15 protein-coding genes are annotated in these 15,121 nt (G+C 71.2%); 10 read left to right on the top strand and 5 right to left on the bottom strand.

Annotated elements, in window-relative coordinates; genetic code table 11:
- Positions 1-3 precede the first annotated feature (3 nt).
- Positions 4-1,785, top strand: a complete 1,782-nt coding sequence (locus FNV62_RS04470) for a PucR family transcriptional regulator (protein ID WP_143599991.1) — start codon at positions 4-6, stop codon at positions 1,783-1,785.
- A gap of 27 nt (positions 1,786-1,812) precedes the next feature.
- Here FNV62_RS04470 and FNV62_RS04465 read toward each other — a convergent pair whose 3' ends face one another.
- Positions 1,813-2,433, bottom strand: coding sequence for an L-threonylcarbamoyladenylate synthase (locus FNV62_RS04465; protein WP_060900152.1), 621 nt, complete (start codon positions 2,431-2,433; stop codon positions 1,813-1,815).
- 111 nt (positions 2,434-2,544) lie between these two features.
- Between FNV62_RS04465 and FNV62_RS04460 the strand changes: the two genes are divergently transcribed.
- From FNV62_RS04460 to FNV62_RS04435, 6 genes are all read left to right on the top strand, one after another.
- On the top strand, positions 2,545-2,784 hold the full coding sequence (locus FNV62_RS04460; RefSeq protein WP_060900151.1) for a hypothetical protein: 240 nt from the start codon (positions 2,545-2,547) through the stop codon (positions 2,782-2,784).
- Entirely contained in the window at positions 2,784-3,161 is a 378-nt protein-coding gene (locus FNV62_RS04455) for a hypothetical protein (protein WP_054229421.1), read from the top strand. Before FNV62_RS04460 ends, FNV62_RS04455 begins: the two co-directional genes overlap by 1 nt.
- A 227-nt stretch (positions 3,162-3,388) precedes the next feature.
- On the top strand, positions 3,389-4,423 hold the full coding sequence (locus FNV62_RS04450; RefSeq protein ID WP_143599990.1) for a zinc-dependent alcohol dehydrogenase family protein: 1,035 nt from the start codon (positions 3,389-3,391) through the stop codon (positions 4,421-4,423).
- Positions 4,424-4,593: 170 nt separating this feature from the next.
- Positions 4,594-6,009 carry an MFS transporter gene (locus FNV62_RS04445; RefSeq protein ID WP_144314698.1) on the top strand — a complete coding sequence of 472 codons (1,416 nt, stop codon included), beginning with the start codon at positions 4,594-4,596 and terminating at the stop codon, positions 6,007-6,009.
- The gene (locus FNV62_RS04440; RefSeq protein ID WP_144314697.1) at positions 6,006-6,398 is read left to right on the top strand and encodes a DUF2255 family protein; all 393 of its coding nucleotides are present in this window, start codon (positions 6,006-6,008) and stop codon (positions 6,396-6,398) included. Before FNV62_RS04445 ends, FNV62_RS04440 begins: the two co-directional genes overlap by 4 nt.
- Before the next feature lie 64 nt (positions 6,399-6,462).
- Positions 6,463-7,506, top strand: coding sequence for an NAD(P)-dependent alcohol dehydrogenase (locus FNV62_RS04435; protein ID WP_143654329.1), 1,044 nt, complete (start codon positions 6,463-6,465; stop codon positions 7,504-7,506).
- A 303-nt stretch (positions 7,507-7,809) separates the two neighbouring features.
- On the opposite strand, the gene FNV62_RS04430 is transcribed toward FNV62_RS04435, so the two are convergent.
- Together FNV62_RS04430 and gndA are read right to left on the bottom strand one after the other, a co-directional pair.
- The gene (locus FNV62_RS04430) at positions 7,810-8,751 is read right to left on the bottom strand and encodes a helix-turn-helix transcriptional regulator (protein WP_144314696.1); all 942 of its coding nucleotides are present in this window, start codon (positions 8,749-8,751) and stop codon (positions 7,810-7,812) included.
- A 145-nt stretch (positions 8,752-8,896) separates the two neighbouring features.
- Positions 8,897-10,336 carry an NADP-dependent phosphogluconate dehydrogenase gene (gene gndA, locus FNV62_RS04425; protein ID WP_143599985.1) on the bottom strand — a complete coding sequence of 480 codons (1,440 nt, stop codon included), beginning with the start codon at positions 10,334-10,336 and terminating at the stop codon, positions 8,897-8,899.
- Positions 10,337-10,613: 277 nt separating this feature from the next.
- Between gndA and FNV62_RS04420 the strand changes: the two genes are divergently transcribed.
- Together FNV62_RS04420 and FNV62_RS04415 are read left to right on the top strand one after the other, a co-directional pair.
- Entirely contained in the window at positions 10,614-11,579 is a 966-nt protein-coding gene (locus FNV62_RS04420) for an LLM class F420-dependent oxidoreductase (RefSeq protein WP_143612197.1), read from the top strand.
- A gap of 75 nt (positions 11,580-11,654) precedes the next feature.
- Positions 11,655-12,089: a hypothetical protein gene (locus FNV62_RS04415; RefSeq protein WP_054229414.1), complete on the top strand. Its 435-nt coding sequence runs from the start codon at positions 11,655-11,657 to the stop codon at positions 12,087-12,089.
- 34 nt (positions 12,090-12,123) lie between these two features.
- On the opposite strand, the gene FNV62_RS04410 is transcribed toward FNV62_RS04415, so the two are convergent.
- Positions 12,124-12,492: a low affinity iron permease family protein gene (locus FNV62_RS04410; protein WP_144314695.1), complete on the bottom strand. Its 369-nt coding sequence runs from the start codon at positions 12,490-12,492 to the stop codon at positions 12,124-12,126.
- A gap of 368 nt (positions 12,493-12,860) precedes the next feature.
- Positions 12,861-13,037 carry a CsbD family protein gene (locus FNV62_RS04405; RefSeq protein ID WP_143612194.1) on the bottom strand — a complete coding sequence of 59 codons (177 nt, stop codon included), beginning with the start codon at positions 13,035-13,037 and terminating at the stop codon, positions 12,861-12,863.
- Between the two features lie 782 nt (positions 13,038-13,819).
- Here FNV62_RS04405 and FNV62_RS04400 point away from each other — a divergent pair.
- The gene (locus FNV62_RS04400) at positions 13,820-15,100 is read left to right on the top strand and encodes an MFS transporter (RefSeq protein WP_054229411.1); all 1,281 of its coding nucleotides are present in this window, start codon (positions 13,820-13,822) and stop codon (positions 15,098-15,100) included.
- Positions 15,101-15,121: the final 21 nt, after the last annotated feature.

Here is a 15,121-nt window from a genome sequence, read left to right as displayed (position 1 = left end):
GGCATGTCTGGCACGGCCGACGACGCGACCAGTGCGACGCACCGGAGCATCGCACCACGCGGCCTCGGCAGCCGGGCGCCGACCACCGCACTGACCGGCTGGGGGCGCAAGCAGTCGGCGAGCCTGTACGACGTGTTCGTGCTGGCCGTGACCATGCTCGACGGCCGCCCGGTGGACGAGATCCTCCAGTTGGCCATGGACGAGGTGCCACACCTCCTCGACTGCCGGCCCGAGGGCTGCTACATGCTCAGGGACGGCCGCTTCGAGCTCGAGGCCACGCCGAGCACACGGGCCCTCGGCGGCCGGGCGCCGCGCGATCTGACCGACCCGGTCGAACAGCTGACCGCGCTCGAAGGGGAGGACGGCGCCGTCCACTTCCGGGAGGGCGGCTGGGGCTGGGCAGTGGGCCTGCGCAGCTCCGGCGGAATGCTCGGCTACCTGCTCGTCAGCGCCGGGAAACCGCCTCCCGACGAGGACCGCTTCCTCGTCTACGCCCTTGCTCAGCCGACCGGCGCCGCGCTCTACAACGCCGAGGCCCGCCGCCGCGACCGCGAGTACGCCCGACAGCTGTTCCGGGCGATCGAGGAGCGGGACGCGGTCAACGAACGACTCACCGCGCTGGTGGCGGAGCTGGAGGAGCAGCGCACCGTGCACGACGTCCTCGCCCGGACCTCCCTCACCGACGAGGGCGAGCACGGCATCGCCGCCGCCGTGTACGAGCTGACCGGTCTCGCCACCCGTGTCGAGGACCGCTTCGGAAACCTCCTCGCCCGCGCCGGGCCGGTCCCGCCCGAGCTCGACACCAAGCCCGATCCGCTCCAGCGCGAGCAACTCATGCACGACGCGATGCGCGAACTCGGTCCGATCCGCCACGAGGGACGCCTCGTCGGACTGGCCCGCCACCACGGGGAGCCCCTCGGCAGCATCGAGCTGATCGACCCCGACGGCACGGCGGGCGAGGCCGAAAAGTTCGCACTCGAACACGCGTGCACGGCACTGTCCCTGGAACTGGCCCACCGCCGCAGTCTGGCGGAGGCCGAACTGCGCCTGCGCCGGGAACTCGTGGACGACCTGCTCACCGGCGCCGACGCCGGCGGCGCGTACGCCAGGGCCGAGGCCATCGGCCACGACCTGCACGGACCGCACCACGTCACGGTCGCGCAGTGGCGGGGAACGGCCGCCGACGACCGCTTCCTGGGAGCGGTGGGACGTGCCGCGCAGGGACGGGGCCTGCGGTCGCTGCTGGCCCGACGAGGCGACATGGCGGTGCTCGTGGTCCGGGGCGAGCCGCGCGACTCGGGTCTGTACCAGGCCCTCGCCGACGAAGTGGGCTCCCCGCACGGCGCGGTGGGCGTCGGCAGCCTGTGCGAGGCGGTGGCGGACATCCCGCGCTCCTTCGACCAGGCCGTCCGCGCGCTCGCCGTACGCCGCCAGTCCCACCCCGCGGACGGCACCACGACCTGCGAGGAACTCGGCCTCTACCGCATTCTGGCCCGGGACAAGGACGCGGGGGACGTCACCGACTTCGTCCGCGAATGGCTCGGCGCGCTCCTCGACTACGACGACGCCCATGGCACCGACCTGGTGCACACCCTCACCCGGTACTTCGACCACGGCGGCAACTACGACGAGACGGCGCAGGCCCTCGCCGTGCACCGCAGCACGCTTCGCTACCGTCTGCAGCGCATCAGGGAGGTCAGCGGCCGCCGGCTCGACGAGGTGGACAGCCGCTTCAACCTCCAGGTCGCCACCCGGATCTGGAAGGTCAGCGGCCCCGCCTTCTGACCGCCCGCCTCGCCCCGCACACTCGACTCACTCGAACCGGGAGGGATCGCCCGCCCCTCGTCGTACGATCTCGGGCTCGCCCTGCGAGAAGTCGATGACGGTCGTCGGCTCGACGCCGCAGTCGCCGGAGTCGAGGACCGCGTCCACCACGTGGTCGAGTTCCTCCTTGATCTCCCAGCCCTGGGTCAGCGGCTTCTCCTGATCGGGCAGGAGCAGGGTGCTCGACAGCAGGGGCTCGCCGAGCTCGGCGAGGAGCGCGCGGGCGACGACATGGTCGGGAATCCGGACACCGACCGTCTTCTTCTTCGGGTGCAGCAGCCTGCGCGGTGCCTCCTTCGTCGCCGGGAGGATGAAGGTGTAACTACCCGGAGTCGAGGCCTTGATCGCACGGAACACCGCGTTGTCCAGGCGTACGAAGTGGGCCAGCTGCGCGAAGTCCTGGCACATCAGGGTGAAGTGGTGCCGGTCGTCCAGCCGGCGGATCGAACGGATCCGGTCGAGTCCGTCCCGGTTGCCCAGCTGAGCCCCGAGGGCGAAGCAGGAGTCGGTCGGATAGGCGACGAGCCCGCCGCCGCGGATGATGTCCGCCACCTGGCTGAGAGTGCGCTGCTGAGGGTTCTCGGGATGCACGTCGAAGTACTTGGCCATGCGCCGAGCTTAGATCGGCGGCGTCGGGCGCCTGACGATTCGCCCCAGGGGCATTCGTTCGGTCGGCCCTGAGGCCTCGCACCCCAGGTACCAACCAGGTACCATCCGTGTATGCCATCACTGAACGTGACCTTCACGGAAGCGGAGCTCGAGGGAGTGCGCGCGGCCGCCGCGGCCGACGGCAAGAGCCTCAAGCAGTATCTGCACGACCTCGGTGTCCGGGAGATGCAGCGCAGGCAGTTCGTCGCAGGCGCCACCGCCTGGGCCGACCGGCTGCGCGGCGAGTTCGACGACGCCTTCCCCGACGAGGTGCCGCCCGCCGAGCGCCGGGACGGATCCGCGGCCGCCTGATGCACCTGACCATCGATGTCGCCTGGCTGCTCGACGTCCAGGAGGCCGCCCTCGCCCGCGAGGACATGTCCGTGTCGGACTACTCCGCGCTCGTCGCGGCCGTCGCCCGGCACAAGACCAAGCTCCCCACGCTCGCCGCGGCCGACCCGGACGCGGCCTGGCGCGCCGCCGCGCTGATGCACACCATCGTGCGCCTGGAGCCGCTGCCGCACCGCAACAGCCTGTTCGCGGCATTCGTCGCCGCCCAGTACATGGACCAGTCGGGCGAGGGAATCGACCCGCCCTACGGAGCCCTGTCCGACCTCGTCCGCAAGATCCGCGACACCCGCGTCGGCGTCCCCGCCGTCGCCGACCAGCTGCGCTCCTGGAAGGTCTGAGGACGCCTGTCCACCAGAGCCACCGCCGCGCCCCCGAGTCGTCATCGCAGGCAGGCGTGAGAGTGCGGGTCCCGATATCGGGACCCATACTTTTTGGACGGCCGGAATGTCCCTTCTATTGAAGGGGACAGTCGCCTGAATTCCCGGTTGTTCCGAGCTGGACGCGGCGCTGCCGCCGCTCTGGACGCTCTGCGAGCAAGTACAGGACGACTCGATCGGAAAGACTCATGCGAGCAACTCTGATTTACGGTGCCGGTGACGTGCGTGTGGAGGAGGTTCCCGACCCGAAGATCCAGCGGCCCACGGACGCGGTCGTACGCGTGCTGCGGTCCTGCATCTGCGGCAGCGACCTGTGGCCGTACGGGTCGCGCCCACCCTCCGAGCAGGGCGACCGCATCGGCCACGAGTTCCTGGGTGTCGTCGAGGACATCGGCGCGGAGGTGTCCGGACTGAGGACCGGAGACCTGGTGGTGGCCCCCTTCGTCTATTCGGACAACACCTGCGACTTCTGTCTCGAGGGCCTGCACACCTCGTGCCGACACGGGGGCTTCTGGGCCACGGACGGGGTGGACGGTGGCCAGGGAGAGGCGGTGCGGGTACCGCAGGCCCAGGGCACGCTGGTGAAGCTGCCCGTCGGCGAGGACTCCGCCCTGCTGCCGTCGCTGCTGACCCTGTCGGACGTGTTCTGCACCGGCCACCACTGCGCGGTGACGGCGGGCGTCACCCCGCGTACGACCGTGGCCGTGGTCGGTGACGGAGCGGTCGGGCTGTCGGCGGTGTTGTCCGCCAAGCGGCTCGGCGCCGAGCGGATCATCCTGATGGGGCGGCACAAGGACCGCACCGATCTCGGCCGCGACTTCGGTGCCACCGACATCGTCGCCGAACGCGGTGAGGAAGGCGTCGCGCGTGTGCGCGAGCTGACCGGCGGCGACGGTACGCACACAGTGCTGGAGTGCGTCGGTACGCTGCCCGCGCTGGAGACGGCGCTGGGCGTGGTGCGCGCGGGCGGCACGATCAGCAGGGTGGGCGCCCCGCAGTACGACCAGGCGCCACTGGGCTTCGAGGTGTTCATGAACAACATCACCGTCACCGGCGGTGTGGCTCCGGCCCGCGCCTACATCGAGGAACTCCTCCCCGACGTCCTCGAGGGGAAGATCGAACCCGGGCGCGTCTTCGACCGCACGGTGAGCGTCGACGAGGTACCCGACGGCTATCGCGCGATGGCCGCCCGGGAGGCACTGAAGGTGCTCGTCCAGCCCTGACACCGGGTGGTGCGCCCCACTCCGGCGCCCCCGTGACCTGCGCGGCAGCCCCGTGGGGGGCCCTGGCACGCCCCGGAACACCGCTCCCCTGAACAGCACGGTCTGCCGGGATGCGGGCCGGGCGAGCAGGCTGGATGCTCGTTGAAGATCCCATGTCCCGGGAGCATCCCATGCCCGTCCCCGTCACTCCGGCCCGGCGACCCGTCGGCGATCCCCCGGGGCAAACCCTCCCAAGTCCCGCGCCGGCGCTGGCGGCGGCCGTCCTCGGCTTCTTCGTGATCACCCTCGACGCGCTGGTCGTCAACGTCGCGCTCCCCTCGATCCAGGACGACCTCGGCGGTGGCGTCACGGGCCTGCAGTGGGTCATGGACGGCTACACACTGATGTTCGCCGCGCTGCTGCTCTCCTCGGGGGCCCTCTCCGACCGGATCGGCGCGCGCCAGGCGTACGCGGCCGGGTTCGCGCTGTTCATCGCCGCCTCCGCGGCCTGCGGATGCGCCCCCACGCTGGGCGTTCTGATCGGGGCACGCCTGCTGCAGGGGCTCGGCGCGGCGGTCATGCTGCCCGCCTCCATGGCCCTCATCCGCGAGGCCTACCCGGACCAGGTCGAGCGCGCCCGCGCCATCTCCATCTGGGCGATGGGCGGCGCGGTCGCCTCGGCGGCAGGACCGGTGCTCGGCGGCTTCCTGACCCTGCTCAGCTGGCGGGCGATCTTCTTCATCAACCTGCCGGTGGGCCTGGTCGCGCTGCTGCTGTTCACGAGGATCGCGCGCTCACCCCGCCGGGAGGCGCCGCTGGACCGGACCGGGCAGATCGCCGCGGTGGTGGCCATGGGCGGACTGACGTACGGCGTGATCGAGGCCGGTGCCGACGGCGTCGGCGCGCCCAGGGTGCTGATCGCGCTGGGCCTCGCGATCGTCGCGCTGATCGTGTTCCTGACGTCCCAGGCACGCGGCAGGCACCCCATGGTGCCCCTGGACCTGTTCAGGTCCCGCGGTGTCGTGGTCCCGCTGCTGGGCGGCTTCGCCTTCACCGTCGGCTTCTACGGACTGGTGTTCCTGCTCAGCCTGTACTTCCAGGAACTGCGCGGCCTGTCCTCGTCGGCCACGGGCCTCGCGTTCCTGCCGATGACCGTCGTGACCGCCTTCATGAACCTGGTGGCCGCCCGGGCCGCGGAGAGGTTCGGGGCGCGCGTACCGATCGCTGTCGGACTGTTCCTCATGGCCGTGGGCCTGATGGTGCTGTGCGTCGTCCCGCAGTCGACGCCCGTCCGGCTGATGGCCGTCCTGCTGGTCCCGGTCGGGGCCGGCGGCGCGCTGGCCGTGCCCGCGCTCACGGCGGTGCTGCTGGACAACGTCCCGGCCGAGCGGGCGGGCACCGCGAGCGGCGTGCTCAACACCTTCCGGCAGTTGGGCGGCGCCCTGGCCGTGGCGGTCTACGGCGCCCTGATCACCACCGACTTCCTGCACGGCATGCGCGTCGGCCTCACGATCTCGACGGTCCTGCTGCTCGTGATGGCCGCGGCCGCTCTCACGCTGAAGCGCCCGGCAGAAATGACCACATCCATGAAGGAGACCAGGCCATGACCGCGTCGTGGACGAGCGACGAACTCACCAGCATCGGCCGGGCGGAGGAGCTGGAGATCGCGTCCGTGCGCCGCGACGGCGCGCTGAGCAGCCCCCGGACGATATGGGTCGTCCGGGTCGGCGACGAGATCTACGTCCGCTCCGTGAACGGCCCGGGCTCCGACTGGTTCCGCGGCACCCGGGCCCGCCGCGAAGGCCGCATCGAGGCCGACGGCGTCGAGAAGGACGTCACCCTGACGGACGCCGACGGCGAGATCAACAGCGAGGTCGACGCCGCCTACCGCACCAAGTACGGCCGCTACTCCGCGAACACCATCGCCCGCATCACGAGCCCCGTGGCGGGCTCCACGACGACGCGACTGAGGCCACGCGGCGCAGCGGACGCCTAGTCAGACCTCGGCACCCGTCCGGCTGCCGACGACCCCATCAACCTCACCCCCCACTGGAGAACCGGTGCTTACCGTCCCCGCATACGCCGCCACTTCGGCGACCGAACCGCTCGCGCCGACCACCGTCGAGCGCCGTGACGTCGGCCCGCACGACGTCCTCATCGACATCAAGTACTGCGGCATCTGCCACTCCGACATCCACAACGTCCGCAGCGAGTGGGGCCCGGCGACCTACCCCCTGGTCCCCGGCCACGAGATCGCCGGCATCGTCACCCAGGTCGGTTCCGAGGTCACCCGGCACGCCGTGGGCGACCGGGTCGGCGTCGGCTGCATGGTCAACTCCTGCCGTGAGTGCGTGCCCTGTCTGCGGGGCGAGGAGCAGTACTGCCTCAAGGGCAACACCCTCACCTACGGCTCGATCGACGCCGACGGCACCCTGACCCAGGGCGGCTACTCCACCCACGTCGTGGTCAACGACGACTTCGTCGTCACCATCCCCGAGGGCCTCGGCCTCGACGAGGCCGCCCCGCTGCTGTGCGCGGGCATCACCACGTACTCCCCGTTGCGCCGCTGGGGCGCGGGCCCCGACAAGAAGGTCGCGGTCATCGGCCTCGGCGGACTCGGTCACATGGCGGTCAAGATCGCACACGCGATGGGCGCCGAGGTCACCGTCCTGTCGCAGTCGCTGAAGAAGATGGACGACGGCCTGCGGCTGGGCGCCGACCACTACTACGCCACCGGCGACCCGGCCACCTTCGAACAGCTCGCCGGCACCTTCGACGTCATCCTCAACACGGTCAGCGCCAAGCTCGACCTCGACACCTTCCTCGGCCTGCTCGCCGTGGGCGGCACGATGGTCAACGTCGGCGCTCCCGCGGAGCCGCTGTCGCTGAACGTGTTCTCGCTGATCATGCAGGGCCGCGTGTACGCGGGGTCGCTGATCGGCGGCATCCGCGAGACGCAGGAGATGCTCGACTTCTGCGCCGAGCACGGCATCGGCGCCGAGGTCGAGATCATCCCCGCCGAGAAGATCAACGAGGCGTACGAGCGTGTCCTGGCCTCGGACGTGCGCTACCGCTTCGTGATCGACACCGCGACCCTGGCCTGACCCGCCGCGGCACCGTCCGCCCGAGACCACCCCGTACGAGGCGTGCCCCCGAGCCCTCGTACGGGGTGCTGCCGCACGTGCCGAGGTCACCCGAGGGGCACGTGAAGAGGGGAGTGCTAGGGCCTGTCCGGCGGATCAGGTCGGAGGGAAGTAACGGCGCCTCATCAGCGCAGGTGAGCGGGGTCTGGTGCGTGCAGCTGCAAGGCGGAGGAGGGAGTCGACGCGGAGCGTCGGCGAGTGACGACAACGCCGCAGATGGGCGTGCCAGACCCCGCGTCTCCGGCATGATCCGCCGGACAGGCCCTAGCCGGCCGCGGGCCGGCCGGCCCCCGCCCGGGGGGCGGGCCGCTCTCCGGCCTTCCCTGCCGCGTCGAGCAGGAGCATCGCGTCGTACTCGGGGGTGCCGGGCGGGGCGTGGTACGCGACCAGGCGGTGGCCGTCGGTACCCTCCAGCGTCATGGACTGGTAGCCGAAGGTGACGTCGCCGACCCGGGGATGGTGGAAGGTCTTGCGGCCCGAGGAATGGCCCTTCACGTCGTACGCCTCCCACAGGCGCGCGAAGTCCGGGCTCTTGAGCAGGAGTTCGTCGACGAGGTCGGCGAGGTCCGGCGCGTCGGGGTCGGTGCCGGCGAGGGTGCGCAGCCGGGCGACGCAGCCGCGGATCTGGTTCTCCCAGTCGTCGAAGAGCGCGCGGGCGGCGGGGTGGAGGAAGACGTAGCGCACGATGTTGCGCTGCTTCTCGGGCCACTCCTCCAGCCCGGTCATCAGACGCAGGCCGCCCGGATTGGCGGCGATCAAGTCCATGGTGCGGCTGACCACGTGCGCGGGATGGGGCCGCATGCTCTCCAGCAGCAGCTCGACACCGGGATCCACCGAGCCGCCGGGAAGCCCGGAGCCGCCGGGCGCCGGCGACAGCTCCGGGACGGTGCGCGAGGCGCGCGCGGCGAGGTCGCGCAGATGCTCGCGTTCGGTCCCGTCCAGCCGGAGGGCGGCGGCGAGGGCGTCGACGACGGACGGGCTCGGATTGGTCTCCTTGCCCCGCTCCAGACGCGTGTAGTAGTCGATGCTGACCCCCGCCAGCGTGGCCAGCTCCTCGCGGCGCAGCCCGGGCGTGCGGCGCAGCCCGGGGCCCTCCGGTAGACCGACGTCGGCGGGTGTCACCCGGGCGCGGCGGGCGCGCAGGAAGTGCCCCAGTCCCGTACCGCCCCTGCCACCTGTGCTGCCGCTGCGCTGCTCACGTGCCATGCGATCCAGTGTGGCAGTCCCGTGACCTGGTCGGCAGCCGCGTGGGGGGCCCTGCCACACCCCCGAACACACCCAGGCGCGCGGCAGGAACCCGAGGGGCGGGCCGCCCACCCCACGGAAGTGACCCACGCGGCCCGAGCCCCTGTCAGGCGGTGGTTTCGGGGCGGTCGGGCTGCGACCAGTGGGTGTGGAAGGAGCCCTCACGGTCGGTGCGCCGGTAGGTGTGGGCGCCGAAGTAGTCGCGCTGCCCCTGGAGGAGGGCGGCGGGCAGGCGGTCGGCGCGCAGGGTGTCGTAGTGCGCGAGCGCGGCGGAGAACGCGGGGACGGGGATGCCACGCCGCGCGGCGGAGGCGACGATCTCCCGCCAGGGCACCTGGGCGTCGCTGATCTCCTGGGCGAAACCGGCCTCGGCGAGCAGGCTGACGAGGTCGGGGTCGGTGGCGTAGGCGGCGCGGATACGGTCGAGGAAGGAGGCGCGGATGATGCAGCCGCCGCGCCAGATGCGCGCGACCGAGCCGAGGTCGATCTTCCAGCCGTACTCGGCGGCGGCGTCCAGGATCATCTTCCAGCCCTGGTCGTAGGCGATGACCTTCGAGGCGTACAGGGCGTGTTCGACCTGGGCGGTGAAGCGTGCGGCCTCGGTGCGGCTGAGCGGGGGAGTCGTGCCGCCGGGCAGCCCTCGGTAGGCGGCGCGCAGGTCGCTCTGGCCGGAGGCGGCGCGGGCGAAGGTGGCCTGGGCGATGGCGGTGACCGGGGAGGCCAGGTCGAGGGCGGTCTGCACGGTCCAGCGGCCGGTGCCCTTCTGCCCGGCGGCGTCGTCGACGATGTCGACGAACGCGCCACCGGTGCGCGGGTCGGTGTGGGCGAGGACCTCGGCGGTGATCTCGACCAGATAGGAGCCGAGGCGGCCCTCGTTCCAGGTGCGGAAGACGTCGGCGATCTCGGCGGGGCTGTACCCGGCGACCTGGCGCAGCAGGTCGTAGGCCTCGGCGATGAGCTGCATGTCGGCGTATTCGATGCCGTTGTGGACCATCTTGACGAAGTGTCCGGCGCCGTCGGTGCCGATGTGGGTGGCGCAGGGTTCGCCGTCGACCTTGGCGCTGATGCTCTCGAACATCGGGCCGAGGACGGCGTACGACTCCGCCGAGCCGCCGGGCATGATGCTCGGCCCGTTGAGGGCGCCCTCCTCACCCCCGGAGATGCCCGCGCCGACGAAGTGCAGGCCGCGTTCGCGCAGCGCGGCCTCGCGGCGGCGGGTGTCGGCGAAGTGGGCGTTGCCGCCGTCGATGATCATGTCGCCGTTCTCGAGGAGCGGGGCGAACTCGTCGATGACGGCGTCGGTGGCCGCGCCCGCCTGCACCATGATCATGAGGCGGCGGGGGCGGGCGAGCGCGGCCACGAACTCCTCGGCCGTCTCGGCCGGGACGAAGGAGCCCTCGTGGCCGAACTCGTCCACCAGCGCGCGGGTGCGGCCGGCGGAGCGGTTGTGGACGGCGACGGTGTAACCGTTCCGGGCGAAGTTACGGGCCAGGTTGCGGCCCATCACTCCGAGGCCGGTGACGCCGATGGAAGCGGATGCGTTCATGAGGCTGCCTGTTCTTCGAATGTCGGCCATGTCAGGGGCGGGGCGACCCCATGACCATGGGTACGGGCCGACGGCCCGGTCTTCTCGATGTCGCGGCGGCCAATCTTGATCAGGTTCCCGGAGGACGTCGTCGTTGCGCGGTCCACGCCGGTCGTGACCTCCGGGGCGTGGGGGAGCTCGGCGCCGGTGAGTCGGCACCCCCGCCGGTCGGCGCCGACTCACCGCCTGTGGCAGCGGTCGGATGTTTCGGGTCATGGCTACGGGTAATGCGGAAGATATGGTGCAAATCGGCTACACGATGATGACCGAGCAGGCCGGCCCTCGCGACCTCGTGGAACACGTGGTCGAGGCGGAGCGGGCCGGTTTCGACTTCTCCGTCACGTCCGATCACTACTTTCCCTGGCTGGAGTCGCAGGGGCACGCCCCCTACGCGTGGAGCGTGCTCGGCGCCGCCGCCCAGGCGACGGCGCGGATACCGCTCATGACGTACGTGACCTGCCCGACGACCCGCTATCACCCGGCCGTCGTCGCGCAGAAGGCGGCGACCCTGCAACTGCTCTCGGAGGGCCGGTTCCGGCTCGGGCTCGGCTCGGGCGAGAACCTCAACGAGCATGTGGTGGGCGGTGGTTGGCCCTCCCCGCAGATCCGTCTGGAGATGCTCGAAGAAGCCGTGGAGATCATCCGAGAGCTCTTCGGGGGCGGCGACGTGCATCACCGGGGCACACACTTCGAGGTGGCGAACGCCCGGCTGTGGGACCTGCCGGACGAACCGCCCCCGATCGGGGTGGCCGTATCCGGCAAGCGGTCCTGTTCCCTGGCCGGCCGACTCGCGGACCTCGTCATCGCCACCGAGCCCGAGCCGGAACTCATCGAGGCCTTCGACCGAAGTGGCGGCCGGGGCAAACCACGCGTCGGGCAGCTGCCCGTCTGCTATGACCCGGACCGGGAGGCCGCGGTGGCCCGCGCGCACGAACAGTTCCGCTGGGCCCTCGGCGGCTGGCCCGTCAACGCCGAACTGCCGGGCCCCTCGGGCTTCGAGGACGCCACCCGGTACGTCACCCCGGAGGACACCGCGGGAGCCATCCCGTGCGGCGACGACATCGACACCTTCATGGAGGCGGTCCGGCCCTACATGGAGGCGGGCTTCACCGAGATCGCCCTGGTGCAGGTGGGCGGCGACCAGCAACTCCCGTTCATCGCCTGGGCCGAGAAGACACTGCTGCCCGCCCTGCGCGAACTCTGACGACGACGCGACCCGCACGCGGTTCGGCTCGGCTCCGCCGGTGCCGGGCCCGACCAGCAGACGTGAGAGGACACCATGAACAGCACGGCGCACCACACCGACACCGCGCACCACACCTCGTCATCCCCCGACCCGGCCGATCGGTCGGCCTCCTCCCCTGAGCGGGTGCAGGTCGTCCTGGACGCCTGTTCCGTCGCGGACGCGGACACCGTGTTGCGCGTCCTGGGTACACGCTTCGCTGAGGAGAGCGGTGACGACATGCCGCGGCACGACAGCACCGCGCGGTCCGACACCTGGACCGGAGCCTTCCTCGTGGGGCGGGACGCGCGCGACGCCGCGCTCCCGTCCGACCTCTCCCTGGACGGTTCCGTCGCCGTGGAGCTCCAAGGCGGTCCCGTGGCGGTGGACCGGCTGCGGCAGACCCTCACGTCCGCCTTCGGCGTCCAGGTGTCCGGGTCCGCCTCCGGCGACCAGGAGATCGACCTACGGCTCCGGCTGACGCACGCTTAGGCCCGCCCGGGGAACGAGTCGCCTCCTCGGACCCTCAGATCTCCTCCTCCATCCGGATCACGTTCCTGAGGTTCTCGTGCGCCTTTCCGGGTTCACCTTCCTGTGCTTCGAGCAGAGCGGCGGCGATGGCGTCCAACTTGCGCTGAATCGCTCGCTCGGCCCGGAGTTCCGAATTCTTGAGCAGCGCGAGGAGCAGCAAGGTCACCGCCGTCATGGAGTCGCCGGCGAGAAGGAGCCACTCCGTCGCGATTCCCGCGATGTGCACGGCGACAGTGAAGGAAACCAGCGCGAGACAGAAGACGAAGAAGGCCGGTGAACTGGTCACCGTCGACACGGACTCCGCGAATCGTTCGAACTTGCCGCGTCCGACACCGCCGCGGTCGGCGGGATGCTGAAGAGTCATGGTCCTGCGCGCCCTCCGTTGCGGGGTTCGGGCCCGACCCGGGCGGAGCCTCCGGCGCGTCGCGGACCCTGCCCGGTGGCGTGGTCGCGCACGCCGCCGAGAGGAACACGCCGCCGAGAGGAAGGGGCCGTCGAGAGGAAGGGGTTGTCGCCGGCATCGATCCCGGGCCGCTGACCTCGCAGGGCGACCTCGCAGGGCGCCGACCACCGCGATGGAGCAGGCGGGCCGGAACACGGTTCGTCACCGTGAGCGGATCGAGCGGCACCGTCCCATCCGCCGGAGGGGCGACGCCGAGGACCGCACCCCGGGGCGCCGAAGACCCTGCTCGGGCGCCGACGACCGTATCCGGGACGCCCGGGCCGTCGTCCTCAGTGCTTGGTCCGCTGGCGGATCTGGCCCGCGGCCTTTTCGGTCATCTCCTGGGCCTTTCCGCGCAGCTGTTCGCCGCGGCCCGCCCTCTGCATGGACTTGTTGCCCAGGGCTCTGCCGAGGGTCTCCCTCATCTTGCCCTTGAGCTGCTTCGTTCTGGCGTTGCCCTTCATCATCACAGTCGCTTTCCTCGAGGCCGCCGACGAGTGGGATGCGGCGACATGCCTTTCTTCACCGTGTGGCCAGGAGGTGGACACCGCAAACCGGCATGCGCGATTTCACCGTTCGGGTTCTCTTCCGTCAGTTCGCCACGGGAGGCCTCGTCGCGATCCCCTCACGTGCCGTGGACGAGGCCACCGGGGCGGTCACGAACACGGCCCCGGGCGTCCCCCTCTTGACGTCCTGGATCCCACCGCCCGACGCGTCCGTTCCGCGCACCGTCCCGTACGACGGTCCGGCGGGATCCGGCGCACCTCTTGCACGGCCCGGCGGTTGCTGATGTCATATTCAGCCGCAGGTCGGTGACTTTGGCTGATTACGCTTTCGGGTGATCCGAAAGTTTCGGCTACCTTGTGGCTGCACAGATGTTGATGCCTAAACAAGGCCTGCGTCGATGCCCTTCCCCGGTCTCGGTCGTGTCGATTCATCCCGCATGCCCGTTTCCCGACTCGCCCTCGTTCCGAGCGGAGTTCGTGTGACCCGACATCGCGCCATGGCATGGACGAGCAGTCCTCTCTCCACCGGTCCCGGTGGAGAGGCCCCCGCCGGTCCTGGCGCCGAGGCGGTCCGCACCACCCCGTAGGTGCCGCCGGTGTCGAACGGACCGCCGCCGGGGCGTCACGCCGTGGACGGCGGGTGGCTCTCCGGCTCGACGAACGTCGTGCGCCTGCCCGCCTGAGGGTCCTTCGAGCCCGCCGGGCGTTCCCCATCACAGCTGAGTGAAAGCCCCCCATACTCCGTGACCATTCAACTGTACGAGGGCCGACCGGCCGGTCGGCATGCCGCCGTACCACCCGGCAGCCTGCTCCGCCGGGTCTACGCACCGCGGGCCTTCGACGCACTCGCCTTCTCCATGTCGACGTACGCCATGCCGCTCCTGGTGCTGGCCACGACCGAATCCGCCTCGCTGACCGGGCTGGCCTTCGCGCTGGAATGGATACCTCGGGTGGCGGCCTTCGGCCTCGCCGGTGACCTGGTCGACCGGCGCGGAGCCGCCATCGTGTTCTTCCTCGCGTCCTCGGCGCGCGCGGTCCTCGTGGCCGGCGGGAGCGTCGCGCTGACGATGCTGGAACAAGGGTCGGCGCAGACACTCGTCGTGATGGCGCTGGCCGCCGCGACGGGCACCCTGACGCAGTTCAGCTTCATCGCCAACGAAGCCGTGGGCGCGATCGTGAGCCGCCGTGCGGACACCCAGGCACACAAGGTGCAGGCCGTCCTGATCGGCATCGACCAGACGGCCACGCTCACCGGACCCGCGCTCGGCGGCGTCCTGTTGCTGGCGGGGCCGACCCACATGCTCGCCGTTCTGAGCGTGCTGTCGTGCCTGGCGGCGGCCCTCGCCCTGCAGACCCCGCCGACCCCCCTTCGCGGCTCCCAGCCCGGCACCACACAGCGGGGAGCGGGCCTCAAGACGGGCTGGCGGACGCTGCGTTCGCTGCCCGCGCTCGGCTGGCTGGTGGGCGGCCTGACCGTCTCCAACCTCGCGCTCGGGCTGCTCCAGTCCGCCAGCCCGATCATCGTCGTCGAGCGCTTCGGTCTGTCCCCGGCGGCCGTCGGCACCCTCTGGTCGGCAGCCGCGGCCTCCACGCTCCTGACGGTCACCGTCTGCCGCTTCGCGCTCAACCGGCTGGGCCTGTGGGGAGTCGGCGTGGTGTGTTCCACCGTCGCGTCCGCGGCCTGTCTCGCCCTGGCCCACGCGCCCACGTACACCGCGTACGTCGTCCTCATGGCGCTGTTCATGGCGGGCGACGGCGGCCTGACCGTCGTCCTGCGCACGCTGCGCTCCCTGCTCATCCCGGCCGCGGTCTTCGGCAGCACCCTCTCCCTGACCATCCTGCTTCTGCTGCTGCCCTTCCCGCTCGCGGGCATCGTTGTCGCCCTCACCTCGCCGTGGGCCCTCGACTACGTCATCGCGGTGTGCGCCGCGCTGCAGGCCGTCGCCCTCGGTCTTGCCTTCCTGCGCCTGCGCACCGACCCGGTCCTGCGCACTCCGGGCAAACCAGCGCAGGTCACGGCCTGAACCACGGCCTGAATCAACGGG

This window comes from Streptomyces sp. RLB3-17 (assembly GCF_007113425.2).
Lineage (GTDB): Bacteria > Actinomycetota > Actinomycetes > Streptomycetales > Streptomycetaceae > Streptomyces > Streptomyces mirabilis_D.
The sequence above is the reverse complement of the archived record's forward strand: the minus strand, read 5'-3'. Positions and strand labels throughout refer to the sequence as shown.